The organism is Peribacillus frigoritolerans, from assembly GCF_040250305.1.
Classification (GTDB): domain Bacteria; phylum Bacillota; class Bacilli; order Bacillales; family DSM-1321; genus Peribacillus.
In genome coordinates this window covers 1,114,569-1,139,949 of record NZ_CP158190.1, presented here as the reverse complement: position 1 = coordinate 1,139,949, position 25,381 = coordinate 1,114,569, and the positions used below count along the sequence as shown (strand labels likewise).

28 protein-coding genes are annotated in these 25,381 nt (G+C 40.8%); 6 read left to right on the top strand and 22 right to left on the bottom strand.

The window, feature by feature from the left end; all coding sequences use genetic code 11:
• Nucleotides 1-92: 92 nt before the first annotated feature.
• Both ABOA58_RS05590 and ABOA58_RS05585 read right to left on the bottom strand, forming a co-directional pair.
• Entirely contained in the window at nt 93-566 is a 474-nt protein-coding gene (locus ABOA58_RS05590; RefSeq protein ID WP_350301562.1) for an HD-GYP domain-containing protein, read from the bottom strand.
• Nucleotides 563-1,114 (bottom strand): PAS domain-containing protein, encoded by a 552-nt coding sequence (locus ABOA58_RS05585; RefSeq protein WP_350301561.1) that lies wholly within the window; start codon nt 1,112-1,114, stop codon nt 563-565. Before ABOA58_RS05585 ends, ABOA58_RS05590 begins: the two co-directional genes overlap by 4 nt.
• 425 nt (nt 1,115-1,539) lie before the next feature.
• Between ABOA58_RS05585 and ABOA58_RS05580 the strand changes: the two genes are divergently transcribed.
• Complete coding sequence (locus ABOA58_RS05580; RefSeq protein WP_350301560.1) at nt 1,540-2,316, top strand: SurA N-terminal domain-containing protein; 777 nt, start codon at nt 1,540-1,542, stop codon at nt 2,314-2,316.
• Between the two features lie 82 nt (nt 2,317-2,398).
• On the opposite strand, the gene arsC is transcribed toward ABOA58_RS05580, so the two are convergent.
• Genes arsC through ABOA58_RS05565 form a run of 3 tightly spaced genes read right to left on the bottom strand, consistent with a single transcriptional unit; the run spans nt 2,399 to nt 4,509 of the window.
• A complete protein-coding gene (gene arsC / locus ABOA58_RS05575; RefSeq protein WP_095391033.1) occupies nt 2,399-2,818 on the bottom strand; it encodes an arsenate reductase (thioredoxin) in 420 nt (139 codons plus the stop codon).
• Nucleotides 2,819-2,850: 32 nt separating this feature from the next.
• Nucleotides 2,851-4,149: an arsenic transporter gene (locus ABOA58_RS05570; protein ID WP_350301559.1), complete on the bottom strand. Its 1,299-nt coding sequence runs from the start codon at nt 4,147-4,149 to the stop codon at nt 2,851-2,853.
• 18 nt (nt 4,150-4,167) lie between these two features.
• Nucleotides 4,168-4,509, bottom strand: a complete 342-nt coding sequence (locus ABOA58_RS05565) for an ArsR/SmtB family transcription factor (protein ID WP_350301558.1) — start codon at nt 4,507-4,509, stop codon at nt 4,168-4,170.
• A gap of 380 nt (nt 4,510-4,889) precedes the next feature.
• Between ABOA58_RS05565 and ABOA58_RS05560 the strand changes: the two genes are divergently transcribed.
• Nucleotides 4,890-5,042 carry a hypothetical protein gene (locus ABOA58_RS05560; protein ID WP_350301557.1) on the top strand — a complete coding sequence of 51 codons (153 nt, stop codon included), beginning with the start codon at nt 4,890-4,892 and terminating at the stop codon, nt 5,040-5,042.
• A 449-nt stretch (nt 5,043-5,491) separates the two neighbouring features.
• On the top strand, nt 5,492-5,839 hold the full coding sequence (locus ABOA58_RS05555) for a VOC family protein (protein ID WP_350301556.1): 348 nt from the start codon (nt 5,492-5,494) through the stop codon (nt 5,837-5,839).
• 161 nt (nt 5,840-6,000) lie between these two features.
• Here ABOA58_RS05555 and ABOA58_RS05550 read toward each other — a convergent pair whose 3' ends face one another.
• From ABOA58_RS05550 to ABOA58_RS05490, 13 genes are all read right to left on the bottom strand, one after another.
• Entirely contained in the window at nt 6,001-7,377 is a 1,377-nt protein-coding gene (locus tag ABOA58_RS05550; RefSeq protein WP_350301555.1) for an FAD-dependent oxidoreductase, read from the bottom strand.
• A gap of 61 nt (nt 7,378-7,438) precedes the next feature.
• Nucleotides 7,439-7,894 carry a MarR family winged helix-turn-helix transcriptional regulator gene (locus ABOA58_RS05545; protein WP_350301554.1) on the bottom strand — a complete coding sequence of 152 codons (456 nt, stop codon included), beginning with the start codon at nt 7,892-7,894 and terminating at the stop codon, nt 7,439-7,441.
• A 72-nt stretch (nt 7,895-7,966) separates the two neighbouring features.
• On the bottom strand, nt 7,967-8,164 hold the full coding sequence (locus ABOA58_RS05540; RefSeq protein ID WP_137018068.1) for a hypothetical protein: 198 nt from the start codon (nt 8,162-8,164) through the stop codon (nt 7,967-7,969).
• 22 nt (nt 8,165-8,186) lie between these two features.
• A complete protein-coding gene (locus ABOA58_RS05535; protein WP_350301553.1) occupies nt 8,187-8,672 on the bottom strand; it encodes an arsinothricin resistance N-acetyltransferase ArsN1 family A in 486 nt (161 codons plus the stop codon).
• 169 nt (nt 8,673-8,841) lie between these two features.
• Entirely contained in the window at nt 8,842-10,257 is a 1,416-nt protein-coding gene (locus ABOA58_RS05530; protein ID WP_350301552.1) for a SpoVR family protein, read from the bottom strand.
• A 162-nt stretch (nt 10,258-10,419) separates the two neighbouring features.
• Nucleotides 10,420-11,499, bottom strand: a complete 1,080-nt coding sequence (locus tag ABOA58_RS05525; protein ID WP_350301551.1) for a YkvI family membrane protein — start codon at nt 11,497-11,499, stop codon at nt 10,420-10,422.
• Between the two features lie 152 nt (nt 11,500-11,651).
• Entirely contained in the window at nt 11,652-12,764 is a 1,113-nt protein-coding gene (menC, locus tag ABOA58_RS05520) for an o-succinylbenzoate synthase (protein ID WP_350301550.1), read from the bottom strand.
• 13 nt (nt 12,765-12,777) lie between these two features.
• The gene (locus ABOA58_RS05515; RefSeq protein WP_350301549.1) at nt 12,778-13,572 is read right to left on the bottom strand and encodes a GNAT family N-acetyltransferase; all 795 of its coding nucleotides are present in this window, start codon (nt 13,570-13,572) and stop codon (nt 12,778-12,780) included.
• Complete coding sequence (locus ABOA58_RS05510) at nt 13,565-14,719, bottom strand: M20 peptidase aminoacylase family protein (protein ID WP_350301548.1); 1,155 nt, start codon at nt 14,717-14,719, stop codon at nt 13,565-13,567. Before ABOA58_RS05510 ends, ABOA58_RS05515 begins: the two co-directional genes overlap by 8 nt.
• A 63-nt stretch (nt 14,720-14,782) precedes the next feature.
• Nucleotides 14,783-15,625, bottom strand: a complete 843-nt coding sequence (locus tag ABOA58_RS05505; RefSeq protein WP_350301547.1) for a MurR/RpiR family transcriptional regulator — start codon at nt 15,623-15,625, stop codon at nt 14,783-14,785.
• A gap of 469 nt (nt 15,626-16,094) precedes the next feature.
• The gene (locus ABOA58_RS05500; RefSeq protein WP_214743366.1) at nt 16,095-16,976 is read right to left on the bottom strand and encodes a radical SAM/SPASM domain-containing protein; all 882 of its coding nucleotides are present in this window, start codon (nt 16,974-16,976) and stop codon (nt 16,095-16,097) included.
• A gap of 240 nt (nt 16,977-17,216) precedes the next feature.
• Nucleotides 17,217-17,537 (bottom strand): DUF3889 domain-containing protein, encoded by a 321-nt coding sequence (locus ABOA58_RS05495; RefSeq protein WP_350301546.1) that lies wholly within the window; start codon nt 17,535-17,537, stop codon nt 17,217-17,219.
• A gap of 49 nt (nt 17,538-17,586) precedes the next feature.
• On the bottom strand, nt 17,587-18,555 hold the full coding sequence (locus ABOA58_RS05490; protein ID WP_350301545.1) for a M14 family zinc carboxypeptidase: 969 nt from the start codon (nt 18,553-18,555) through the stop codon (nt 17,587-17,589).
• Nucleotides 18,556-18,686: 131 nt separating this feature from the next.
• On the opposite strand from ABOA58_RS05490, the gene ABOA58_RS05485 reads away from it, so the two are divergent.
• Nucleotides 18,687-18,929 carry a YhdB family protein gene (locus ABOA58_RS05485; RefSeq protein ID WP_048689737.1) on the top strand — a complete coding sequence of 81 codons (243 nt, stop codon included), beginning with the start codon at nt 18,687-18,689 and terminating at the stop codon, nt 18,927-18,929.
• A gap of 131 nt (nt 18,930-19,060) precedes the next feature.
• Here ABOA58_RS05485 and ABOA58_RS05480 read toward each other — a convergent pair whose 3' ends face one another.
• The 3 genes from ABOA58_RS05480 to ABOA58_RS05470 form a co-directional block, all read right to left on the bottom strand.
• Nucleotides 19,061-19,588 (bottom strand): NADPH-dependent FMN reductase, encoded by a 528-nt coding sequence (locus ABOA58_RS05480; RefSeq protein ID WP_350301544.1) that lies wholly within the window; start codon nt 19,586-19,588, stop codon nt 19,061-19,063.
• Nucleotides 19,589-20,187: 599 nt separating this feature from the next.
• Nucleotides 20,188-21,918: a phospho-sugar mutase gene (locus tag ABOA58_RS05475; RefSeq protein WP_350301543.1), complete on the bottom strand. Its 1,731-nt coding sequence runs from the start codon at nt 21,916-21,918 to the stop codon at nt 20,188-20,190.
• A 154-nt stretch (nt 21,919-22,072) separates the two neighbouring features.
• Nucleotides 22,073-23,620: a GNAT family N-acetyltransferase gene (locus ABOA58_RS05470; protein ID WP_350301542.1), complete on the bottom strand. Its 1,548-nt coding sequence runs from the start codon at nt 23,618-23,620 to the stop codon at nt 22,073-22,075.
• 190 nt (nt 23,621-23,810) lie between these two features.
• Here ABOA58_RS05470 and ABOA58_RS05465 point away from each other — a divergent pair, with 190 nt between their 5' ends.
• Nucleotides 23,811-24,248: a disulfide oxidoreductase gene (locus ABOA58_RS05465; protein WP_350301541.1), complete on the top strand. Its 438-nt coding sequence runs from the start codon at nt 23,811-23,813 to the stop codon at nt 24,246-24,248.
• Entirely contained in the window at nt 24,248-24,718 is a 471-nt protein-coding gene (locus tag ABOA58_RS05460) for a thioredoxin family protein (protein ID WP_350301540.1), read from the top strand. The genes ABOA58_RS05465 and ABOA58_RS05460 overlap by 1 nt, the downstream gene beginning before the upstream one ends.
• Before the next feature lie 68 nt (nt 24,719-24,786).
• Here ABOA58_RS05460 and ABOA58_RS05455 read toward each other — a convergent pair whose 3' ends face one another.
• Complete coding sequence (locus ABOA58_RS05455) at nt 24,787-25,206, bottom strand: DUF5365 family protein (protein ID WP_350301539.1); 420 nt, start codon at nt 25,204-25,206, stop codon at nt 24,787-24,789.
• Nucleotides 25,207-25,381: the final 175 nt, after the last annotated feature.

The following is a 25,381-nucleotide window of genomic DNA, read 5'->3' as shown; positions in this document are numbered from 1 at the left end:
GGTCTCCAAGGGTTACTACCAGATCCAGAAAGCGGATGAGGCATGACCCCATTATATCGGGAAAATATATTCGACGAGTTCTTTGATTTATATCACTGTGCCGGGAACGGCTTTGAAGCCTTTTCATTAAAATAGCAAAAGAAGGACACCACGATGGATGGATCGAAATGCTTTCCTTTTTGTTCGTTTATGAAAGATAATGCCCGCTCCACTGACCAGGAATCTTTATACGGCCTTCTGCTGGTCAATGCATCGAATACATCCACAATGGCAACGATTCTAGCTTCCAATGGGATGTCCTCACCTTTCAATCGATGTGGATATCCAGTTCCATCCCATTTTTCATGATGATGGAGGATGATGTTTTCAGCCACTTCCAGGCTGCTGATCACATCATTGTTTATTTCCCTTGAAATCTTATTCAAAATATCGGATCCCATTAACGGATGCATTTCGATGATTTTTCGTTCATAAGGAGATAACGGGCCAGGTTTGTATAATATCCCCTCAGGAATCTCCGCTTTCCCGATATCATGTAGAATACTTGAATGGACGATATGATTCATATAGCTTTTAGATGTTTCCAGCTGGCATCTTCGATTATGAACGTAACTAGCTCCTCGGTTAGATTTTGAACTCTCAATAAATGCGCTTCAATGCCTGGATCACGGATTTCGCATGAAATGGCGAGTACCTTTAACAATTCCCTTTGAGTCTCTGCCCTTTTCTTTTCCGAAAGGTAGATCCCTTCTTTCAATTGTTCCAGTTCACGGAAAATCTCTACAAAATACCACTGATCCCCCAGATGAATAGGGGTAATCGTAATCGAGGAATGCCAAATCTCACCCAATTTCTTTCGATTGGTGAAAACCCCTGACCAAGGATTCCCCTTCCTTAACTCATTTTTCAGGGATGTGTATGTACATAAAGGTGTTAACCCTGACTTCAAGAATCCAGCTTTGAACCCAATGATACTGTTCCTTGAATACCCTGTCGTCCTTTCATAATATGGATTAATGTCAAGTATGCGATGATCTTGATCCGTAATGATGACGGCATCCCCCAGCTTTAAATACCCTGCCAATTCGCATGGCAGCCTTGATTTCCCTTTCAAAATCTATACCTCCAATAACCTGCCGGATTTCCAATTCTGTCTCATAGTGTCACGGCTCTTTCCGTTCATGATTTGATAATTTCATTAGATAGGCTAAATGAACTATATTCGGATGATGAGGTATATAATACCATACAAGTTTTATATACAATAGTTACTAAGCATCGTTTTGTGATTAAGAGATTGATTACAAGTTTCTGACTGCCCACCAGGTATCAAGCCTTCGCATTCCCATTAAGAATTTTGCATGTTGAAGGGTAAATGGGTTCATTTCCGCGAATGTTACACTTATATAATGAGATGATGCCTATACTATCTTCCTGTTTTCTGGAAAAAAGAATGAATTTATTGTGTTTTAATGGGAAATTCATTTATAATGCGCATTAGATGATTTTTTAGCATTGAATATGAGAGGAGACTGAAATATGAAGAAACTATTGTACCCAATCATCATTGGATTATTGGCAGTTGTTCTGACGGCTTGTGGTTCGAACGATGAAGCGGATAAGAAAAATGACGAGAAAGAGACTAAAACAACTGAGAAAGAAACGGCTAAAGCAACTGAGGAACAGCAAAAACAGATGGAAGAAATGCAAAAGAAACTAGACAAGCAAAAGGTGGATGAAAAGAAAACGGTAGCCATCGTCAATGACGAAAAAATTTCAGGTGCGGAATATAATACCGTGTTGTCCACCACACAAACGCAGATGCAGCAATTCGGACAAGACCCAACATCCAAGGAGGGCGCCAAACAAATTAAAGAGCAAACGCTCAACTCTTTAGTGGGGCAAACATTGCTGCTTCAAGCAGCTGATAAAAAGGGCTACACAGCTTCCAAGGCCGAAATTGAAGAGCAACTTGCCGAAATCAAAAAGCCATATGAGAATGAAGAGAAATTCAAGGAAGCGATGAAGCAAGCAGGTCTGAATTCGGAAATGCTTAATGCCCAGATTGCAGAGAACATCCCATATACGAAGTATGTTGAAAAAGAGATTAAAGTGGAAGAACCAACTGATGAAGAAATCCAAAAGTATTACGACCAGGTTGCGGAGCAAGCTAAAACAAGCGGACAGAAGGTACAGAAACTCGAAGAAATGAAGCCGCAAATCAAGGAACAACTAGAGCTGCAAAAGAAACAAGAAAAGCTTGTGAAGCATGTCGAAGAACTTCAGAAAAATGCTAAGGTCGATATTAAGATTTAATGATGAAAAGAGCTGCCGATTTTGGCAGCTCTTTCTTTATGGTCTTTGGTAAACCTACACACCCACGGCTTTTCAATTTCATTTATTCACCGGTTTTAGAGAAACGGGCAATTCTTTCACCTATTTCATCACGAACACGTTGGAAGGTTGCCCATTTCTCTTCATCTGTTCCTACCGCTTTTGCCGGGTCATCAAAGCCCCAATGTTCACGTTTAACATGCGGTGGCGTCATTGGACATTTGTCAGCCGCATCGCCACATAATGTAACGACAAAATCGGCATTATTCAATATGTCAGGGTCGATGATATCCGATGTTTGATTGGAGATGTCCAATCCAACTTCATTCATTGCTTTTACAGCTTTTGGATTTAACCCATGGGCCTCGATTCCTGCGCTAAGCACTTGCCATTCGTTACCTAAATATTTCTTCCCCCATGCCTCTGCCATTTGGCTTCTGCAAGAGTTCCCTGTACATAAGAAGTAAAGTGTTTTTTTAGCCATGCTGTTTCTCTCCTTTGTTTGTAAGTAAGTGTTTAATGAATGATTTGCAACCATATATATAAGCCGGCCAATGTGATGAACAATGTTGGGATGGTTAAGATGATTCCCGTTTTAAAATAAGTTCCCCATGAGATTTTCACGCCTTTTAATGAAAGGACATGCAGCCACAATAACGTAGCCAAAGAACCGATAGGAGTGATTTTCGGGCCCAAGTCCGAACCGATGACATTTGCATAAATAAGGGCCTCCCTGATTGCGCCTGTGGTATGGGTGTCGGAAATGGCAAGGGCATCAATCATAACGGTTGGCATGTTATTCATAAGTGATGACAGAATGGCAGCGATGAAGCCCATCCCAATCGTTGCCACAAATAATCCTTGATCGGCGGTAACTTGGATTAAATCCGTTAATACATTCGTCAAGCCAACATTTCTTAGGCTGTACACCACTACATACATCCCAATTGAGAAAAAGACGATTGCCCATGGTGCGCCTTTGATAACGGTTTTCGTGTTGACCGCTGGACTCCTTCTAGCCATCATGAGGAAGAAGATGGCGACAATGCCTGCAATGATGGATACAGGAACCCCAATGAATTCACTGGCAAAATAACCAACCAGCAATATTCCTAATACGATCCAGGACAGCCTAAACATCCTGTGGTCTTGGATGGCTTCCACTGGTTTTTTAAGCTGTGATACATCGTAATTTTTCGGTATGCTTTTACGGAAAAATAGATATAAAACCAAGATGCTTGCTACAAGTGCAAAGATGTCCGGTACGATCATTCTTGAGGCAAACTCGGCAAAACTGATATTGAAAAAGTCTGCGGATACAATATTTACAAGATTACTCACCACCAAAGGAAGTGAAGTGGTATCGGCAATGAACCCACTGGCGATGATAAAAGGGAAAATCATTTTATCACTAAATTTCAAGGCCCGAACCATTGCTAATACGATTGGTGTAAGGATAAGTGCCGCTCCGTCATTCGCAAAAAAAGCAGCCACAAGAGCACCGAGGATACTTACATAGACAAACATCCTTACTCCATTTCCCTTGGCGGCTCTCGCCATATGCAGTGCTGCCCATTCAAAAAATCCTATCTCGTCCAAAATAAGCGAGATGATGATGATCGCGATGAAGGCGAGTGTTGCGTTCCAGACTATCGATGTCACGTCCATGACATCAGTAAAGTCCACCACTCCAACAAGTAAGGCCAAAACCGCACCGCCACAAGCTGACCATCCGATTGACAATCCCTTCGGCTGCCAGATGACGAGAATGAGTGTTAATAAAAAGATGATAACTGCCAAAATAACTGATCCCACTGAAGTAGTACCTCCTAGTTAGTCACAACAAATCCGTTTTCCTTGTGCTGTTAAGTTTTCTAATTTAAAGTTTTGACTTGGCAAGTCCTTGATGACCGTCTGAATAAATGTGTAATGGGAAGAAGACGGATTTAACGAGTAAAAAACCCATTGTCCCCTCCTCGCTTCATTCACGAGCCCGCTATCTTTCAACTTTCGTAAATGCTGGCTGATAGCTGGCTGGCTCATCTCGAATAGGTCCACAAATTCACAGACACAGCATTCATGCTCAGCCATGATCTTAATCATGGTCAAACGGGTTTTATCACCTAGTAATTTAAGAATGTTTGCCGTGGTTTCCAAATCCAACGCTTCATTCATAGCTTTTCATCCCTCCTAGCACAAAGTAAATAAGTATATGCTTATGTGATTATTCAACAACATTGTATAAGCATATTCTTATTTAATCAAGCATTAAATATCCAACGATATAATTTTTAAATTTAGTCTGCTTAAATTCAAAAAGGGTGTTGTTGATTTTCTTGATGAACTAACTGGGCAGGTTATTAGAAAAAGGATTGAGGATATTACCCACTAAAAAGGTTGTAAAACATATGAAAAGATTAATCTCTCATTCTTTTGTGTTTGATAGTCTCTGCTGGTATTCTTGTTATACAAAAGTTGAGTAGTTAATAATATTAAGACAGGGTTGAATTCGGTGTAAGTTAGCCGACAAATTTCGAGAAAAACCGGGGGAATTAATGATTAGCGAAAAAGAAATGATTTTTGAAAATGAGCAGTATGTCACTATTATGGTAATAAATAAAAAGGGGGAAGGGCACGATCGCGGAGTACCAAGACTTGATGTGCTGTTTCAATTACCCTTCAAGTTAAAGAAACTGGAAATGAATTAAATCTTCGAGCAAATATTTACTGGGACTGGGATACATATTATCCAAAAACTCATCTTATCTTTACTGGTGGCAGCCTGGTTGACTTTATAGAGGAGCAAGATTTTAAATATGATAAATTCAAAGAATACTGGGATAAAGTTAAACGATTGGCAGCCAACGTGTTCACTGATGAGGAAATTCTTGAGTATCGTAAAATGATGAATATAGTAAAAGCGTAACTTTCAAACTCATCTGCTGGTAACTATTTTCGAACGGCACCCTTTTTTGATTAATCAAGTGATTTGTTATGCTAACAGTTGGGTTAGCTGAAGATCGGAGCTCTGTAAGGCAGCTTTTTCTTTATGCAACTAACCGGGCAGGTTAGTTGAAGAAGGAACTTAAATTTAAATCTCGAATAGCTAATGTAATCGGATAGCAAAAAATTTGATGACAGACAGGAGTTAGATACGATGTTAAAAGGTTTCGGAGGAATATTTTGGAGAACTAAGAATCTTGAAGTTGTAAAAAAATGGTACAGTGAAGTGTTGAAGATTGAAATAGAAAATTGGAATGGGACTGTGATAAAACCCCAATTAGGAAATGAGACTATCTTTTCTTTCTTTACCGAGAATGACAGTTATTTTCCAACAGAACAACAAGTGATGATAAATTTCCAAGTACATAATCTAAACGAGACTATTAAGCATCTTGAACATATTGGTGTACCTCTTGCAAAGAAAAAAGAGATTAGTGAATTTGGAAAGTTTATTTGGATTGAAGATCCTGAAGGTCGACTGATCGAGCTTTGGGAGAAATAACGAGTTATTATTCATTTGCTATTGAGATAACGGGTGCGAGTTCCATATGCCAAAGAAGACAAAATAAGTGGTCCGACTATCCGAAAATAATTTAATTGTGCATCTCGAAATAAAAAGGATCATATAAAAAGACCAGCCTGACTTCAGACTGGTCTTCTAGTTCATTCACAACAGGAATTATTTTTTATTTCCAATCTCACTGGAACCGGACTGCCACAGCAAGAACTATCGTTTGTTTCAGTTGCAGGAATATCAGAATCGCAGGAACTAGATGTCAGATTCACACTGCAAACTCCTGTTTCAGGAAGTTGCAAGCGCACTTCTTTTGCCCCCTCGACATCCCCTGTCAGATAAGCCACCACGGAACGGATTTGTTCGTAGCCTGTTGCCAGTAAGAATGTAGGCGCTCTTCCATAACTCTTCATGCCAACAATGTAGAAGTTCTTTTCAGGGTGCCGTAATTCCTGTTCACCATGCGGCCGCACAGTTCCGCAGCTATGGATATTGGGGTCAATAAGCGGAGCAAGCGCTTCTATGCTTTCCACAGCTGAATCAAGGTTTATCCTTATTTCATTTAAAAAGGATGTATCAGGTCTGAAACCCGTACTCACAACGATCTCATCGATCTCACCGATTGTGGTTTCTTCTCCGTCAAGTTCCCCCACAACAGTGATTTTACCGTTTGCTGGATACACGCCGTTAATATGAAAGGGAGTGAGGATATTGATTCGTCCAGACTCCACTAATTGCTGAATTCTTATGCCCAACTCTCCACGAGCTGCCAAGCCGTCGTTTTCTTGCCCGCCGTACACTTCATTGATCTGTTTTTTACGAAGAACCCAGTAGATCTTGGTATCCGTAAACTTTTGCTGTAATGACGCGAGATCCAATAGGGCATTTATTGCAGAATGACCGCTCCCGATCACCATGATCGATTTATTTTGATATCTATTTTCCAATTGGACGACGTTTGGAATGCCATAGTGAATTTGATTGAGTAATTTTCTCTCGGCATTCGTCCAGATACCATTGGAAAGGATCGGGTTTGGATTGGTCCAAGTACCTGATGAATCAATAACAGCCTTCGCTTCAACCACTTTTGTGTCACCATCCACTTCTACATACAGTTGAAAGGGAACGGTGACCCGTTTTCCGGTTTTCAATTTATCGTGAGCCTTTTTGGCAACACCGACTACTTTTGCTTGTAATAAGATGTTTTCATTAATTTCCGGAAGGTTACTTAGCGGCAGAAGGTATTCTTCTACCAGTTCGCGACCTGTTGGCAAAGCTTCTTGGTTGGGTGAAGTCCACCCAGACTTCTCAAGTAACTCCTTTGCTGTTTGATCGATGTTATACTGCCATGGGGAAAACATTCTGACATGGCCCCACTCCAGCATGCTGGAACCAACCGAATCTCCCGCTTCCAGTACGATAAACTTCTCCCCTTTTTTCAGTAAATGAGCGGCAGCGGCAAGCCCTACAGGACCCCCGCCTATAATTGCTACGGGTAAAGCACTTTTATCAAATTGAACCATCATTATTCCCTCCTATATTTCATTTAAAAAAGTTGTAATTTGCAAGTATTTCCGAAAAATCATACTACCCCCAAGGAGTAGTACAGCATACGGAAGACTTCAGCATTTTATCATTAAGCAATTTCAGGGAACGCACGACGGATTCCTTTTCAAACTCATTCATTGTCTTGAAGATTTCATTCAAATAATCATTCATTTGCTGATCGATTAATTGATTGACCTTCATTCCTTCATCGGTCAGAGAAAGAATAGAAATTCTCCGATCTTCAGCATCTTGTGTTTTTGTGACCAAATTCATTTTTATTAAAGATTGGATTTGTCGGCTGAAGGTCGTAATGTCCGTCCCTAGTGTTTCTGCAATTTGCTGGATGGAAGAGTTGTTTTGTCGATTTATTTCATACAGGATATGGCTTTGAACGAGTGAAATTTCAATTCCACCTGCACTGCAGCAATTTTTATTCAATAATCCAAACCGCCTAGTCAAGAGTTGGAAGAGACCTCTAAGGTTTTCATTTTCCATTACTGTCACCTCACTTTATTTATACGCTAATTATTTGCAATTTACAACTATTTGATTCAACTATTTTTTCATTTATCCTTTTAGCTTATTAAAAGCTGCCATGAAATTTCGGTGAGTTTGCTCGCCATAATAACACGCTTCACCTTTAAAAAAGTTTGTTTCAATGAATTCTTTTGCCTTTTCCACCATAGGTTCACGAGAAGCTAAAACCAGCTTGAAATAAGCATCAAAATAACCAACAGACAATACGCTTGAATGGTTTACTGTCATAATCCTCCTACCCCCTAATTGTTTAAAGTAATTTCTCCATAGCCATCACATCGACAAATTCCCCGTCTAAAATTCCCTGGTTCTTAAACACTCCTACTTCACGGTACCCCCGTTTTTTGTATAATCCTTGACCAATCTGGTTAAAGGGAAAAGTGAATAACACAATTTTATTGAAGTCATTTTCTTTTGCGAGCTTTTCGATTGATTGCAGCAATAAATCGCCAATCCCTTTCCCTCGATGATCTCTTGAGATATAAACGGATAAATCGGCAACCCCATTATAAGCACTACGATTGTTATATTGATTCAAGGAAGCCCATCCAACGATTTCCCCTTCTTGTTCAGCGACAATTACCTTATATCGACCGCTGTGTTTGGCAAACCACTCCTCCATGTAGGCTTGATCCTTCAGTTCCGTTTCTAACGTGGCAATTCTATCCTCAATCCCTTGATTGTAAATTTCTTTGACCGAACCCATGTCTGTGTCGATCGCTTCACGAATTATCATATCTTTCCCCTTTCGTTTGCCACATGAATTTTTCAAGATTCTATAGTTGATTTATAACATTAATACTTGCAAATTACAAGTATTATAGATTTTTATGCAAAGTAGCTCTTAACGAATATTAGAGCTTGAAACAAGAAAACTGCCGAGTGACCGGCAGTTTTTTTCAGCTTTATAAATATTTCCGGTGAATACCTTTTCCATCATAGGAAAACAGGACTTCTTTTCCTTCCATGACTGATTCCATATGCACGGGGCGGCCCCAGAGCTGATAGATATATGGCATGACTTTTTCGAGATATTTCAGATCCAGTTCAATATCTTCATACCAATGTTTTAAATAAAGTTCCCCATTGCGCATGAAGTCCCCATCATTTACTGTGATATAGGGGAAACCGCCGTTAACCCTCATACTGACGAGTTGATCACGAACATGTTCCCATGATTTATCGACGATTTTATAATCCTTGCCCTGCTTTTGGAATAGGTACATATCCTCCCGCATGACCAGATCTTTCGTCAAATAATTGCGGAGAAAGGAAATATCCGATTCGATTTCCCTGACTTCGAACATCTTTTCGCGGCCAGATCCAGGCTTGACGCCCAGCCTGAGCATTTCTTCGGTTGGATTATCATAGCGTTCTTCAATATCTTCAAGCACTTTCAAGCCGAGATAATAAGGATTGATGCTGGTCCGTGATGGCTGAACGACGCCTGCGTTCAGTTTCGCGAATTCAATGGCTTCCCCTGAGGATAGATCCAATTCACGGATTATGCGCTGATGCCAGTAGGATGCCCAGCCTTCGTTCATGATTTTCGTTTCCAGCTGCGGCCAGAAATACAGCATCTCTTCCCTGATCATCGTCATGATATCCCGTTGCCAATCGGTTAAATCCCTGCTGTACTGTTCTATGAAAAGCATAATATCCTTTTCAGGCCTTGGCGGGAATTTTTTTCTTTTTTTAATGTTGGATTTCTTTGGTTTATCCTTATTATCAAGGTTCCATAAATCATCGTATTGTGTGGCTGTCGGTTTTATTTCCTCTTCTTCTTCCTCATCCTCCATCGTCCAGGCAAGCTTTGGCCTCATCAGCGACGGGTCGATATGTTCTTCAATGGCTAAAAGTGCATCAAGGAAGGTTTCCACTTCCTTTTTGCCATGCAGGATTTCATATTCACGGATTCTTTCTGCCGTTGCCGACATACTTTCTACCATATCTCTCTTAGTATTATTGAAACGTATATTATTCTTAAAGAAATCACAATGCGCCAAAACGTGGGCAACAATCAATTTATTTTGTACAAGTGAATTGGAGTCCAGCAGAAAAGCGTAACAAGGATCAGAGTTAATGACCAGTTCATAGATCTTACTTAATCCAAAGTCGTACTGCAGCTTCATTTTATGAAATTGCTTCCCAAAGCTCCAATGAGAAAAACGGGTAGGCATCCCATAGGCACCAAATGTATAAATGATTTCTGAAGGGCAAATTTCATAACGCATCGGGTAAAAATCCAACCCGAACCCTGTTGCTATTTCGGTAATTTCACTAATGGCATATTCCAGAGCCTTTTGCTCCGCTTCATTCATCCGATATCCCCCTTGTCTTCCGCCTTTAAACTAATGTATGAAAAAAAGGAGGAAAAATGCCGTGATCATGAGAAAGGTCCTCGATAACAGAAAAAAAACACCTCCACGAAGAAGATGTCTGGCCAAAGGTTTCGTGCAGTTCTGCACTCAATCCCTTTGAAATTAAAATTTCGCGAATTCCGTATTCACAGCCTCTTTTTTCGTTTTGGAACGGAGCCAGGAAATGATGAGCGCTGCAATGATGACAAAACCTAAGTATCCTGTGACTGGGTATACCGTCCCAACCAATTTAATAAAGCCAACGAAACTTGCAAGGAAAGCGAGGATTCCGACCATAATCACGGATATTTTAAAGCGTTTCGTTTCGGCAGGCACCAACCTTGCGGTGAACGCATACAGCATCCCGACAGCGGTATTATAAATCATTCCTAAAAGGATGATTGATAGGGTATATCCCAACCATGGAGAAATCTGATTCGCTAAATGAAGGGTAGGCATTCCTGAACCTTCTATGCCCTTCAAGTCGGACATCATCCCCAAATTGATCAAGAATAGCAGGATCCCCAAACCGATACCTCCTAGAATTCCTCCCATACCAGCCTCTTTCTTATTTTTGAAGGTCCCTCCCATTACGGCTAGCATGGCAATTCCGGCAGTCATATTATATGAAACATAAAGTAATGAACCCATCATCCAATTCCCGGTTGCAGCCGTTCCTTTACTTGAAGATGAAATGATTTGATTGAAACTTAGTTCGGATGTGAAAAATGAATAACCTGAAATAATGATCATGATAACGAATAAAAACGGTGTGATGGCACTAATGATGGACATTATTTTATTAACATTAAGTAAAAGCGTACCAATCGTGAGCACCGTCATGACGATTGCACCGACTATACTTGGAATCCCGAATTGTTCCTCAAAAATCGTTCCGGAACCGGCAATCATGATGACTGTAACGCCAAACAAGAAAAATGTGATGATAATATCGACCACCCTGCCTATATAGCGGCCACAAATATGATCGATGATGCTTTTATGGGAGCGTGTTTGGAGAGTGCTCCCCAACTGGGTAACTTGCATGCCTAAAAACGCGAATAAAGCTGTCGCCACCACAATTCCCAATACACTGTAGATTCCAAAACTCGTGAAGAACTGTAATACTTCTTGTCCTGAAGCGAAACCTGCTCCAATGATGATTCCAATATATGCTCCTGCAAGATTTATACTGTTTTTCATATCAAATACCCCCCCAATTATATGATTATTCTGACAATTTAAGTTAAAAGAAATATCTTCCCTTTCATCATGATCCTGTTCTTTAATAGCCTCCCAGCTTCAAGTTAACGGGCTGATGTCCATGAAGCTGGGAGTTTCTTTTATTCCAATTCTTATTTATTTGTATATCTTTTACTATAGGAAGTGAATTCATCGATCGCAGCATAATCGACTTCATAGCCAATGCCTGCCGCCTTTGGAACGGTTATGACCCCATCTTCCACTGTAACCTCTGGTTGGATGATGTCTTTATGCCAATAATTCGCGGATGCTGCCGTATCACCAGGCATCGTGAAGTTATCAAGTGTTGTCAATGCGATATTATGGGCACGCCCGACACCAGATTCCAACATGCCTCCGCACCAAACCGGTACATTCCTTTCTTTACATAATTCATGTATTTTCATTGCTTCCGTTAAACCGCCAACCCTGCCGATCTTAATATTAATGATTTTACAGCTCCCCAATTCAAGGGCTTTTCTTGCATCTTCGACGGAATGTATACTTTCATCCAAGCAAATCGGTGTTTTGATTTCCGCTTGTAATGTAGCATGATCGACAATATCATCTGATGACAAGGGCTGCTCGATCATCATTAAATCAAATTGATCAAGTTGTTTCAGTAATTCGATGTCTTTCAGCCGGTAGGCGGAGTTTGCATCTGCCATGATCGGGACATCAGGATATCGATTACGTACTTCCCTGATTACATCTACATCCCAACCTGGTTGTATTTTCATTTTGATTCTTTTATACCCATCCTTCAATCCAGCTTCTATTTTCGCCAGTAATTCAGGTACCGTTTTTTGGATGCCGATACTGATTCCAACATCGATTTTTTCCAGTTTTCCGCCTAAAGCCATACTTAATGGAATATTCTTTTCTTTCGCATATAAATCCCAGATGGCTCCCTCGATTGCCGATTTTGCCATATTATTTTTACGAATATGCGAGAACATTTCCGATACATCACGAGGATGCTCTATTTCTTTATCCAATACAAGCGGAATCAGGAAATCCTCCAGCATCGTCCAATTGGTTTTTATGGTTTCTTCGTTATACCAAGGTGCTGAAAACGCCACAGATTCAGCCCAGCCCGAAAGCCCTTCTCCATTTTTCACTTCCACAAGAATGAACTCCTTATCCACAAACGTTCCAAAGCTTGTTGTAAAGGGAGCTACCAAATCCATATTTAAATGACGTAAACGCACTTCTGTTATTTTCATCGCGATTCCCCTCTTATTCTGGTATTTTTAATAAATAGTTTTGAATGTTTTCACCTTTTTCCCGTTCGATCCCCGCTGCAACATAGCCTTTGGCAAAAAAGGCTTTGAATAATTCACCGGTTTTTAACCGCCAATCAATCGCAAGGCGAAGATCAGCTTTTTTGATGTGTTGAATATCTGTCGGAATGGGTATGGCGATCACCTCGGCATTGGTTTCGAAATGATAATCCTTGATGTAAGGAAAGCCTTGGTCATTCATTGCTGTCGTTACGATGTGTATCGCTTTATCAGGAAGCGGAGTCTCTTCCTTTGCTTCCTGCCGTATATTCCATTCCACCATGAAACGATCGGTTGACAGTCCTTCATTGAGGGTATCCTTCATATTTCCATAACAATCTTCCATATATGTAGAGCAAACAGCTTTTAGCTTACCGATATTCAAGTTTGCATTCACACTTTCCAATGGATCATACGTCCATGTGATCAAGTCGTAGCCTTTTTTAAGTGCTTCTTCTTTTTGTGCAAGTTTAAGTAATCTGCCGTAGCCCTTCTTTTGATGGTCCGGATGGATGGCTAGCATATGTGAACAAAGATATACCCTTCCGTCCTTGAATCCCGGGAAACTGTATTGAAACCCTACTAACTGGCCATTGATATAGCCGCCTAAAACAAGCCCGCCGTTTTTGACTGCAGTAATCGTCTGATGGATGGGAACGCAATCCATGCCCCATACGACGGCTTCCAGTCGCTGCACTTCTTGTAAATCCTCTAGTGTGGATAGGGATTTAATGATTAATTCTTCAGTCATGTAAGTGGCCCCCATCTCCATATTTCTCGAAAGTCAGTATGATGGCTTTGGTCAGGATTTCAATTCCCGATAACAATGCATCTTTGTTGAACGTCATGTTCGGATGATGGAGCCCTGGTGCCAAATCACAGCCCAATCCAAGCATCGTCGCCTTGAGTTCAGGTCTTTTCAACGTATAAAAATGAAAATCCTCTCCTCCGGTTGTAATGACAGGGGCTACCAGATTTTCTTCCCCGAGTGTATCGGCTATCGCTTCAGACATCATTTCCTGGGCTTGATCGTTCACGGTTGCAGCAGCAACACAGGTTCCCGGTTCGAGTTTCACTTCGACTCCATGGACAATGGCCAAAGATTCTGCAACCTTTTCCACCTTTTTGGTGAGCTCTTCCATCACTGCATTATCCTGTGCCCGTAAATCCAATGAAAAAGTGGCTCTCCCCGGGATGATATTGGAACTTTCGCCGCCAGCAAAAAACTGCGTCATTTTTACGGAATAAGGGATGGATGGATTGAGATGGATACCATTTAGCAAAGTGATGAAAGCCGCTCCTATCTCGATGGCATTTTGCCCTTGATGCGGTCTGGCTCCATGCGCATCAGTTCCCGCTATTTCACCTTTAATGAACTGAGCCGCTCCATGCACAATGGCTGGCGCCGCTTGCCCATCCTTCACTTCCTCAACCGGTCTTAAGTGCACTCCATAAAGGAAATCGACATCATCCAATACTTTTTCTTCAATCATCTTCAAGGCACCCGTACCTTTTTCTTCAGCAGGTTGAAAAATGAACTTCAGCTTCCCCCTAGGACGAAAGTCCATTTCCCTCAATACCAGGAATACTCCAAGTGCCAAGGTCATATGACCATCGTGTCCACAGGAATGATTGGCTTGAAACGTCCCATGCACCTCCTGCCAAAGTGCATCGATATCCGATCGTAACCCGACCGTGAAATCCCCATCCCCGATTTCCCCAATCACTCCTGTACAGTCCCCGAATGTTTTCACCGTACACTGATTCTCCGTTAAAATATTTGAAATGAAAGCTGTCGTATTCACTTCATTCCAACTCGTTTCAGGATTTGCGTGTAAATGGTCAAAAATATCGAGTATACGCGGCCTTAATTTTTCGATAGATTTTGTGATATCCATTTCTGTCTCCCCCTTGTATCCCGGTTTAATCGGCTTGTTCCCCAAACTGGTGGAAGTTTTACCTCAAAAGAAATAATCGTCTTGATTGAACGCATCATATATCGCTTTTCTTTCTTTGAAACCCTGTTCGTCCTTAATCGATACTCCAGCTACTAAACTATTCAATAATGAGAATAAAACCGGTGCTGTATCGATCGTGGAAGTCCTTGGTGTTGAAATGGGCAATAAAATGTCAGTGTATTCAGCAATCGGAGCCAGTTCGGAATCCGTAACCCCAATTACAAATGCACCCGCTTTTTTGGCCATTTCCGTTATTTTCACAGTCTCTTTAACATAGCGGTGAAATGAAATGGCTACAAAAACGGAATTTTCAGTCATTTTATTCAACAGTAAAAATATATCATCAGTATCAGGCCGATATAAATGAACCTCTTCCCTGACAAGCCTAAGTGTAAAGGTTAACCAATGCGCTGCCGAAAATGATAAACGGTGTCCGGATATCAAAACATTGTCAGCTGCCGCCAATTTATCGACTGTTGTGGCGAAATCTTCATTTGATAAATTTTTCATTGTCTTTTCGATGCTGATGATATCCTGCCCCATCACTTGAGCCATGAAGTTTGGCTGACTCGCGGCTTCAAGTTTTGAAGAATGATATTCATTCAAACTGCTGCTCTCGTATATCAACTGATTGCGAATAAGCTTTTGAAGCTCAGCATATCCACTTAACCCTAATGAATAGCAAAAGCGGATGATGGTCGTTTCACTCACCCCAATATCCTTTCCGAGCTTTTGAGCTGAAGTGACTGCAAATGTATGTGAATGCACTAACAAGTATTTTGCTACCTTTTTTTGACCAGTAGATAAACCCGGGAATACTTCTTTAACTTTTTGCTGTAAGTCCATAAAACATCCCCTCTGAAACAAGATATGAATCAAAAACTTTTTATATGACAATATGAAGTTTTAACTTCAACAATAATAGAGAGTATTTTATCACGGGACGTTTAATAAAACAATAATATTCTGAATTTTTAATAAAAAAGAAGGAAATGCTTCAAGAACAGAAAAAACCACGGAGATGGACTCCGTGGTTTTGGCGGCAAAATGGGGTTAATAGTGAGGTGAAGGTCGAAAAAAAGTCGTGAACGGCCGAATACAGTGCGGGGTAGGTCGAATACTGTGCCTCAACGGTCGAATACGGTGTGGTTTAGGTCGATAAACTGCGTTAACGGCCCAAGACAGTCGGCGGAAAGGGAGCGGATTTCTGAAATCAACTGAACTTTTCAAATAAAAAACTGCAGGCAAACTGAGTTTTCATCGAGTTTGCCTACAGCCTGAAACCCCGGAGATGGACTTCGTGGTTTTCCTTCCTTTATTTTTTATGACGCTTTGCATAGCCACATCGTTTGCATAATTCTTCAACTGCACATCTTCTTGAAAAACCATCATACATATTTTTCGCCCGTTCACCATTTAAAATGTCTTCAAGTGATGTTTCGAATATATTTCCCAGCGGTATTTTGCCTTCACTATCCAAGCAACAAGGTACGACTGTACCATCAACCAAGATGCCTAATTGATCTCTAAGAGCATAGCAGAAAATATTTTCATCGATAATGTCACGGTCCAATTCCGGCCACTCGAATTTTTCCGCCATGTTTATATAAACCCGGTCCCTCAACTTTATATTATTCTTTTGCTGAAGAGCTTCACTTAAGCGAATGTCCAATGAAAGCTTCTCCTCCAGCATGCTCAGAATATCGTCGTTCAGGCCATTACTCGCTTTTAATTCATCCGTATCCATATTCCATAAACGAATGGCACAAATCACTTCGCTTTTTTCATTTGCTTCATTTATGAAATCGGCAATATTACTGACATAAGAGTCAAGACTATTGCTCGTATCGTTTGCCTCAAAGCTATGAAGTGAAATATTCACCTGCCGAAGGGCTTTTTTGGAGAGCAGCTTGTCTTTGACCTTTTGAATCAAAGTACCGTTCGTTGTAATATTAACCTTCAGGTCATTTTCAGCACTGATATCCAGGAATGTACCCAAATTTTTATTTAAAAACGGTTCACCCATCAGATGAAAATAAATATGATCGGTGTGTGGTTTGATTTTCTTGATAACCTCCGTAAACCCTTCAGGATCCATGAATTTCAGGGTCCTTTGCAAGCTGGAGCTTGGACAAAAATTACACTTCAAATTACATATATTCGTAATTTCCACATAAACTTTCTTAAACTTTCTCATTTTCTAATACCCCTACATTCAAGCTTATTGTTTCAATCTGATACTAACTATACTTGTTAGCTGCTCATAAATGCAATGAAAACTTCATGGAAGCTGAACGGCTGGCATCACTTCCCATTGGCACCTAATCCGATATCAACCATTTCTGGACAGCCTTTAAACGAAATCAGAAAAAAACATCTTCTCGAGATGAAGATGTTCTGTAATGCATCCCTTAAGTTTTCCGTTTGTTCCGCGATCTCACTTTCCTTTTTGTTCTGTGACCTTCAAACTAAGTAATTTTTCATTTTTCAAATCATGTTGTACAGTCACGATGACATTGAACTCCTGACCTTTATTCTCGACCAAAAATCTGAAATCGTCTTCGACTAGATTTTTCGCTACCGTTTTTCTGCCCTTATATTCGTAATCGGTAATCTCAACTTCAGGATAATCTGCCTGCACTATTGTAATCGCAATCTTTCCGTATTTTTCGTAATCGGGTTTTTGGGCTTGTGCTGAAATGTCCCCTGCTTGCATAATCAAAAAAATCCCCATTAGCATCACGATAACTTTTTTCAAAATCTTTTCCTCCTCATACTTTCCGGTTAGTATTATTATGTAAAATTGTTCAGTTGTTATGCAGCTGCTTCGCTTCTTTTACAAGCATGATTCCAACTAATCGATTCCTCTCCCACTCCTCAGGAAACACAGTCAATGGCGGATTGGTTTCATCCACTAAATAACTAAGTTCAATCGTCATTCCCGGGCGGCGGAATTCAGTTATGAACCAATCCGTATATCCGCTTCCTACCGCTTCTTTTTCCGGAAAGGTCAGTTCATATCCAGTCAATTCGGCAGTCTTTTTGGCAATGCCATAATCCCTTGCCATATTTTTCCGTTTATTATTATAATGCCAAAAGATTTCCCTTCCTGAGGTATGATAGGAAACGGCAATAAGGGGATCAATCTTTTTCGTGAAATCCGTAAGCGCTATTACTTCAGCTGCTTCAAGTGGTTGTCGGCCCTTATAAAATTGATACGTCGGTTTTGTTTCATGACTCATGACTTCATTCCATCCAGCCGGATACTGCCTATTTAAATCAATGCCTTTAGCGTTGGCTTTCCACCGGGACCAATTCCTGCTATATCGGTTCATTTTCCATACCGCAGCCTTTTCAAGAACATTTAAGTTGGATAAATCTCCTTGCTGGATGCTGACGCCATCTGGATTCAGCATCGGGATGAACCAGATGCTCACCTCATCCAATGTTTCCGTCCGGTATTCTCCAACAGGTTTGCCCGCTCGATAGGCAGCTGCATATTCTTCAAGCAAGCGCATTAAAAGTTTGGAGCTGAGCCATTCCCGTCCATGATGTGATCCCACCAGCAAAATCGATCTTTTTCCTTTTCCTAACTTGACTGCCTTTATATTTTTTCCCTTTTCAGTTTGCCCGATTATTTGAACATCCAATTCATACTGCTTTTGGATTCCTTGAAGATCCATTTCCATCTGTTCAGGGGAATACACTTCTGCCGCCAGCGATGGTTCAGGGAAAAAAAGAAGCACTAGTATTCCAATTACCATTATTTTTCTCATGTACTCACCTTTTATTTTTATTCAGGTAAAAAGCAACAACCGCGGTCCATATACATCGCCACTTATTGTAAGGAAATGTTCTGTCGTATCTGAACAAAATACAAATAGCTCCTTATAAGGGGGAGAAGAACATGAGGATCGCTGATTATGATCAGGCATTGTTTCACACACACCGTTCTGATTGGGACAGCTTGTTAGTATTGATGGTTCGAACGAAAGATCACTTTCTTTCAAAAAAAATAGAACATTTTTTGCACGCTTACAGGTTTGAGCATGATTATCAAATCGTTCAATCCCAGCTGTATGCACTGCTTCGATATCTGGATCATGCGGCAGAAAAAACAAGTGATTATTTAAGTGAACTTCCAAGCTAAAATCAACTATAGTTTTTGCAAAACGGGAAAAATTATACAAGAGGATTAATGTTCGGGGATATAACTTTGGCTGGTGAAACCCTATAAAAACAAGGAAGGGTCAGGTATGTAAATACCTGACCCTCATTTCATCATTTTTTCATTGCAGCATATGCGTTTGCATACATTTTAAGTTCTTCAATCATACCTTCTACAAGTACCGCAGATTCTTCAAATAAACCATCATTTTCGTAATCGAAGCAATGCGGATCCAGAACCAATTGTTTGGCGATCACATTTGCATAAAGGCTTCGACCCACTGTTCTCATGGAATTCAAGGCATTGATTCCGCCTTTTCCTCCGCCGGAGACAGCCAATAAAGCTACTGGTTTATGCGTGAATTGTTCACTGCTTAGAAAATCCAAGGCATTTTTCAAGGCTCCGCTCATGGAACCATGATATTCCGGAGTTGTCAGAATTACGCCATCAGCTTCCTCGATGCTTTTCCGAAGACCTTGGATCACTTCCAGTTGATATTGCTCACCTTCACCTGAATATAAAGGGATTTCGCTATTGCTTAAATCAATAAGTTCCGCTCCGTATTTCTTGGATATGTAGCGTGAGGCAATCCCCGTACGCCCTTGTTTACGTGGTGAACCATTAATGATTACTAATTTCATGAATTAAACCTCCATTATTCCCGATGTTTTCCGAGATCAGTCGCCAATACAGTATACCAAAACCGAAACGGAATTTCCTAGAATTTTGATTTTTCATGCAACTAAAAAGCATAAAAAAACGAAAGACCGAAGAAGTCTTTCGTTTAACTTTAACGACAAAATGGGATTCGGAGTCCCAATCGCGAGGTGAGGGTCGAAAAAAATTCGTGAACGGTCGAATATAATGCCTCAACGGTCGAATAATGTGCGAGGTAGGTCGAATACTGTCCTGGATAGGTTGAATACAGTGCGTGAACGACCGAATACAGTGAGGCTTGGGTCGATAAACTATGTCAACGGCCCAAGACAGTGCAGCGAGTCGAATAAAGTGCTCCGGTCTTTATGGTTTTTTACTGTTATCCTCATTGGATTAAAGAAAATTTGCGACACTACTGGCTAGCCGAGACCCCAGAGGCGCTTACTTTGATGCGGCTTGGCAGACAGTCGGGCGGAAAGGGAGCGGATTTCTGAAATCAAATGAACTTTTCTAAATAAAAAACTGCAGGCAAACTGATTTTTCATCGAGTTTGCCTACAGTCTTTCGTCTAGCTTTCATACATTTAAACCAATGCTTCAATCTTGCTCATGAAATCTTCCATGACTCCCGATAACTTGGACTCAGCTTCTTGCATTGATTTACCTTGGACACCGAAATAGAATTTAATTTTCGGTTCAGTGCCTGAAGGACGCAGGCAAACCCATGTACCATCCTCAAGGAAATACTTCAATACATTTGATTTCGGAAGCTCGATCAATTCTTCATCATTTGAAAGTAATGTACGCTTCTTGCTGCTTTGGTAATCTTCTTCAGCGACTACCGGAATGCCAGCAATTCGGGAAGGAGGATTTTGACGGAATTGATTCAATATTCCAGAAATCTGTTTCGCTCCCTCAATGCCCTTTAAAGTCAATGAACGCAAACCTTCCAAGTAAAAGCCGTACTTTTCAAACACATTCAGCAACCCTTCATATAGGGTCAATCCCTGCTTTTTATAATGGGCACAGACCTCGACAGCAAGCACTGCAGCTTGAATGGCATCCTTATCACGTGCAAAGTCTTTAATCAGATAACCGTAGCTTTCTTCATATCCGAACAAAAAGCTGCTTTCCCCGCTTACATGATACTGATTTATTTTCTCGGCGATGAACTTAAACCCGGTAAGTACATCAACCGTCTTCAAGCCATATGACTCAGCAATCGTCCGGCCGATTTCTGAAGTGACGATCGTTTTTAAGACGATTCCATTTTGGGGAATCTTCCCTTTTTCTTTCTTCTGGGACAGTAAATAATCCAGGAAAAGAGCACCTGTTTGATTTCCAGTCAGGACAACATATTGGCCCCTCTCGTCTCTCACGGCAATTCCAAGCCGGTCGGCATCTGGGTCCGTTGCTATCAATAGGTCCGCCTCCACCTTGTTACCAAGCTCGATGGCCATTTCAAATGCAGCTGGTTCCTCCGGATTTGGAGACTGAACTGTCGAAAAATCCGGATCTGGCAATTCCTGCTCCTTAACGATATGCAAATTTTGATACCCTAAGCTTTGCAGTGCCCGCCTGACGGATTTATTTGCCGTTCCATGAAGCGGTGTAAAGACGATTGACACATCTATTTCCTCGGCAAGCTGCGGGTTCTCGGGAACTGTAAGCAACGCACGATTATACGCTGCATCCACTTCCTCCCCAACCATTACGATGAGGCCCTGCCCTTTAAGGATTTCAGCTTCTTCAACCTGAATTTCAAGCTCGTTTTCAATGGCATTCACGTAGCTGATCACTTGATCAGCCGCTTCCGGTGGCAATTGTGCCCCATCTGACCCATAAACCTTGTAACCATTATATTCAGGCGGATTGTGGCTTGCCGTGATGACGATTCCAGCAAAAGCATTCAGCTCGCGAACCGCAAATGACAATTCTGGAGTTGGACGCAATTCATCGAATAAATAAGCCTTCACCCCAAATGTTGCCAAGGTCTTAGCTGCTTCGAGTGCAAATTCCGGGGACTTATGTCTTGAATCATAAGCGATCACAGCCCCTCTTCCTTTCGCTTCTTCCCCAAACGAAGAGATATATTGAGCCAACCCCACCGTTGCCTTCCTTACAGTATAAAGATTCATCCGGTTCGTTCCTGCCCCGATTTCCCCGCGCATTCCGCCTGTTCCAAATTCTAAATTTTTATAAAAGGCATCTTCGAGTTGTGCTTCATCCCGCTGCATTTCCTCAAGGAGGACACGTAATTCCCCATTTAAATTCTGGTACCCTGCCCAAGTGGTGTATAAAGATTTCCAGTCCATCTCCAACATCTCCTCCCAAACGCCTCATATTTTCTTATTATGTATCTGCCTTACATATACAAAATTATCATATTTATTCCAATAAATGAAGTAAAGGCTCGTAATGAAAAGAACCGAATCCAGCATTCTTCACATCACGAGCTCGTTTACTTCTTTATTTTTGGCCATCTTTGTAATGCAGATGGTAAATATCATGGCGGCGATCTTTCAATTGCTTTACAGTACCAGATTGACGCTCCCGCCTTAAGATTTCCAAATCGACATCGCCAATCAGTACCATCTCAAGGTTCGGGCTTGTTTCCCCGACTATGCCATCACGCGCAAATTCGAAATCCGATGGAGAGAAGATTCCCGATTGGGCATATTGGATATCCATATTTTCCGTTTGCGGAAGATTTCCGACCGTTCCGGAAATGACGGTGTAAATTTGGTTTTCCACGGCACGGGCCTGGGCACAATAACGAACCCGCAGATAGCCTTGCCTGTCTTCTGTACAAAATGGAGTGAATATGATTTTGGCTCCCATGTCGGTAGCAATCCGGGCGAGTTCCGGAAACTCAATATCATAACAAATTTGTATCGCGATTTTTCCACAATCCGTATCAAAGACACGAACGCGGTCACCTGCGTTAATACCCCACCATTTTCTTTCATTCGGTGTGATATGAATTTTATATTGCTTTTCAATCGTCCCATCGCGACGGAATAAATAAGCGATATTATAGATATTGTCATCATCTTCTTTAACGAAATGGGAACCGCCGATGATATTGACGTTATACCTTACAGCTAAAGTGGTAAACAATTCAATGTATTGCTCCGTGAAATCCGACAGTTTCCGGACAGCCAAGCTTGGTGATCTTTCATTCAAGAAAGACATCAGCTGGGTTGTGAACAATTCCGGGAACACGGCGAAATCCGCATTGGCATCTGAAGCAACATCGGTGAAATATTCGACTTGGTTAGCGAAATCTTCGAATGAATCGATTTTACGCAGCATGTATTGCACGACGCAGATACGTACCGGTTCCGATGTTTTATAATAACGTTTTGTTTTTGGCTGATAATCGACGTTATTCCACTCCATGAGCGTAGCATACTTATTCGATTGCAGATCATCCGGCAAGTAATTCGGATTGATCCTCATAAGCGTGAACCCATTTAAAAGCTGGAATGAAAGAACCGGATCATATATTTTATGCAATTGCACTTCTTTCACATATTCCCTTGGTAACAATTCATCCGCATGTTTATGGTAATTGGGGATCCTGCCCCCGATAATGATGCTTTTTAAGTTCAAATGGGCAACAAGTTCTTTCCTTGAATCATATAGTCTTTGGCCAATTTTCATCCTGCGGAATTCAGGATGGACCATGACCTCGATTCCATATAAATTATAACCGTCCGGATTATGATTCGTGATGTATCCATTATCGGTTACATCATCCCATGTATGGCGGTCATCATATTCGTCAAAATTAATAATGAGGCTGGAACATGAGCCAATCACTTTTCCATCATATTCAGCCACAAACTGCCCCTCTGGAAAAATTGCCAGATGGCTCTCAAGCTGATCTCGCTTCCAGGGAACCATTCCAGGAAAGCAACTCGACTGCAAAGCAATTATTTCATCTATGTCTCCTAGCCTCATATTACGTATTTCCATTATTTTTTCATATTTATGCAGGTCCAAATTAGGCATTTTCCTCAGACTCCTTTAATCTCTTCCATAAGAATTATACCCCTTATTCAAAAATTAAAACAACTGAACCTACCCATGGATTTCAAATAAAAACATTCTGATTGTCCGTTAAAAGAATATATATTTTACATACGCGGTCCTTACATACTATACTTTTCATGAGAGTATAAAGAGATGGGGAAGAGGAACCATGAACAATACAAAACGCAGTGTGGAAAACTTATTATTTGCAGCCTGGGCTGCTTCCATCATTGCTATGTTTGGAAGCTTATATTTTTCTGAAATCAAGCAATATGAACCTTGTGTGCTCTGTTGGTATCAGCGGATCATCATGTATCCTTTTACGATCATTTTAGGAATTGCAATCATTCGAAAAGATTATTGGATCAGCTTTTATACGATGATATTATCCGCTATCGGTGCATTCATTTCCACGTACCATTACTTGATACAAAAGGTTTCATTCTTTTCTGACCACACCCTTGCATGCGGAAGGGTTCCATGTACAGGTCAATATATAAACGTATTTGGTTTCATCACCATCCCGTTCCTAGCCTTGACTGCATTCATCATTATTTTCATATGCAGTTACATCATATGGACAAGATCCAAGGAGGTTGCAGCTTAATGAAGAAAATGGCTATATTTTTAGTGATAATCGTCGCGATATTTGTCCTGCTGGGCGTTTTTACAAACTTGAAAAAAGAAGAAAAATCAAAAGGAAATCCATACGGCAAGGATAAGCTTAAACCCGCTACTGTCGATCAGCTGGATGACCCCAATTATCAAAACTTGATCCTGCCGGAAGAATTGGAGCAGGACCTCCAGGATAATGAAGATGTGACCGTTTACTTCTATAGTCCTGAGTGCCCGCATTGTCTAAAAACCACGCCAATCGTGGCTCCTTTGGCAGAAAAGTTGGGAATCGATCTAGTTCAATATAATCTTTTGGAGTTTGAACAAGGATGGAGCGATTATGGCATCAAAAAGACCCCGACCATCGTTCACTATAATAATGGCAAAGAACAAGAACGGATCGTTGGCTATAATGATGAGGAAACGTTCGAGAAATGGTTCAAGGACCACGATATTAATTAAGGATGGAAAAAATGAGCCGGCCCTAACGGAAATGCTTCTCCCGTTATAGCCGGCTCATTTTTTTTGCCTTATACTAAATATTGATTAGCCACCTGGATGTCCATCATCTGAATCTCATTATTCGATTCTTGGTTTATACTTGAAAAATGGTCATAATAAAAGGGGAAGAATATTCCGCATTCATTCAATAGAGTGATGTTATGTTGGAACAATTCTTCAGATTCAGGTTCCATCACTATAAACTCTTCTCTCTTTTGTTTGTCTAATATCGACATAAGGACTTGAAGACATGTCATTACTTGAAATGCGTCTCTTAATGTTGCCAAGTAAGTAACAGAACTTTGATTGGGCTCTAAAACGCCAATCTCGCGAAAATGAAGGATTTCACTTTCCGTAAAGTATTTTGGAAATACAGATTCGTAGAAACGAGAAACGAGACTCGCTATTTCTTGCTCTTGTTCTTCCGTTGAAGAAAAGACCGTCTTCACTAAAAAAACCACCTTTTTTCAGATCCGTTAGACCTATCTATTATATGTATATTCTAGGACAAGCGATTTCTTTCCCACTAGAATAACATAAATATTGTAAAAAATATGTGGTAATTTCCACCACGAAAATTTCAGCAATAGGTCCAAAGTTACTTTTTCATGACTAATTCTTGAT

Coding starts and splice junctions, on each gene's coding strand:
- ABOA58_RS05515 (WP_350301549.1), bottom strand. CDS start 13,572: ATGACTGAAGAATTAATCATTAAATCCCTATCCACACTAGAGGATTTA.
- ABOA58_RS05460 (WP_350301540.1), top strand. CDS start 24,248: ATGAAGAAAATGGCTATATTTTTAGTGATAATCGTCGCGATATTTGTC.
- ABOA58_RS05540 (WP_137018068.1), bottom strand. CDS start 8,164: ATGACAGTAAACCATTCAAGCGTATTGTCTGTTGGTTATTTTGATGCT.
- menC (WP_350301550.1), bottom strand. CDS start 12,764: ATGAAAATAACAGAAGTGCGTTTACGTCATTTAAATATGGATTTGGTA.
- ABOA58_RS05525 (WP_350301551.1), bottom strand. CDS start 11,499: ATGAAAAACAGTATAAATCTTGCAGGAGCATATATTGGAATCATCATT.
- ABOA58_RS05465 (WP_350301541.1), top strand. CDS start 23,811: ATGAACAATACAAAACGCAGTGTGGAAAACTTATTATTTGCAGCCTGG.
- ABOA58_RS05475 (WP_350301543.1), bottom strand. CDS start 21,918: ATGGACTGGAAATCTTTATACACCACTTGGGCAGGGTACCAGAATTTA.
- ABOA58_RS05550 (WP_350301555.1), bottom strand. CDS start 7,377: ATGATGGTTCAATTTGATAAAAGTGCTTTACCCGTAGCAATTATAGGC.
- ABOA58_RS05560 (WP_350301557.1), top strand. CDS start 4,890: ATGATTAGCGAAAAAGAAATGATTTTTGAAAATGAGCAGTATGTCACT.
- ABOA58_RS05470 (WP_350301542.1), bottom strand. CDS start 23,620: ATGCCTAATTTGGACCTGCATAAATATGAAAAAATAATGGAAATACGT.
- ABOA58_RS05505 (WP_350301547.1), bottom strand. CDS start 15,625: ATGGACTTACAGCAAAAAGTTAAAGAAGTATTCCCGGGTTTATCTACT.
- ABOA58_RS05530 (WP_350301552.1), bottom strand. CDS start 10,257: ATGAATGAAGCGGAGCAAAAGGCTCTGGAATATGCCATTAGTGAAATT.
- ABOA58_RS05590 (WP_350301562.1), bottom strand. CDS start 566: ATGAATCATATCGTCCATTCAAGTATTCTACATGATATCGGGAAAGCG.
- ABOA58_RS05535 (WP_350301553.1), bottom strand. CDS start 8,672: ATGATAATTCGTGAAGCGATCGACACAGACATGGGTTCGGTCAAAGAA.
- ABOA58_RS05480 (WP_350301544.1), bottom strand. CDS start 19,588: ATGAAATTAGTAATCATTAATGGTTCACCACGTAAACAAGGGCGTACG.
- ABOA58_RS05580 (WP_350301560.1), top strand. CDS start 1,540: ATGAAGAAACTATTGTACCCAATCATCATTGGATTATTGGCAGTTGTT.
- ABOA58_RS05565 (WP_350301558.1), bottom strand. CDS start 4,509: ATGAATGAAGCGTTGGATTTGGAAACCACGGCAAACATTCTTAAATTA.
- arsC (WP_095391033.1), bottom strand. CDS start 2,818: ATGGCTAAAAAAACACTTTACTTCTTATGTACAGGGAACTCTTGCAGA.
- ABOA58_RS05555 (WP_350301556.1), top strand. CDS start 5,492: ATGTTAAAAGGTTTCGGAGGAATATTTTGGAGAACTAAGAATCTTGAA.
- ABOA58_RS05485 (WP_048689737.1), top strand. CDS start 18,687: ATGAGGATCGCTGATTATGATCAGGCATTGTTTCACACACACCGTTCT.
- ABOA58_RS05490 (WP_350301545.1), bottom strand. CDS start 18,555: ATGAGAAAAATAATGGTAATTGGAATACTAGTGCTTCTTTTTTTCCCT.
- ABOA58_RS05500 (WP_214743366.1), bottom strand. CDS start 16,976: ATGAGAAAGTTTAAGAAAGTTTATGTGGAAATTACGAATATATGTAAT.
- ABOA58_RS05510 (WP_350301548.1), bottom strand. CDS start 14,719: ATGGATATCACAAAATCTATCGAAAAATTAAGGCCGCGTATACTCGAT.
- ABOA58_RS05545 (WP_350301554.1), bottom strand. CDS start 7,894: ATGGAAAATGAAAACCTTAGAGGTCTCTTCCAACTCTTGACTAGGCGG.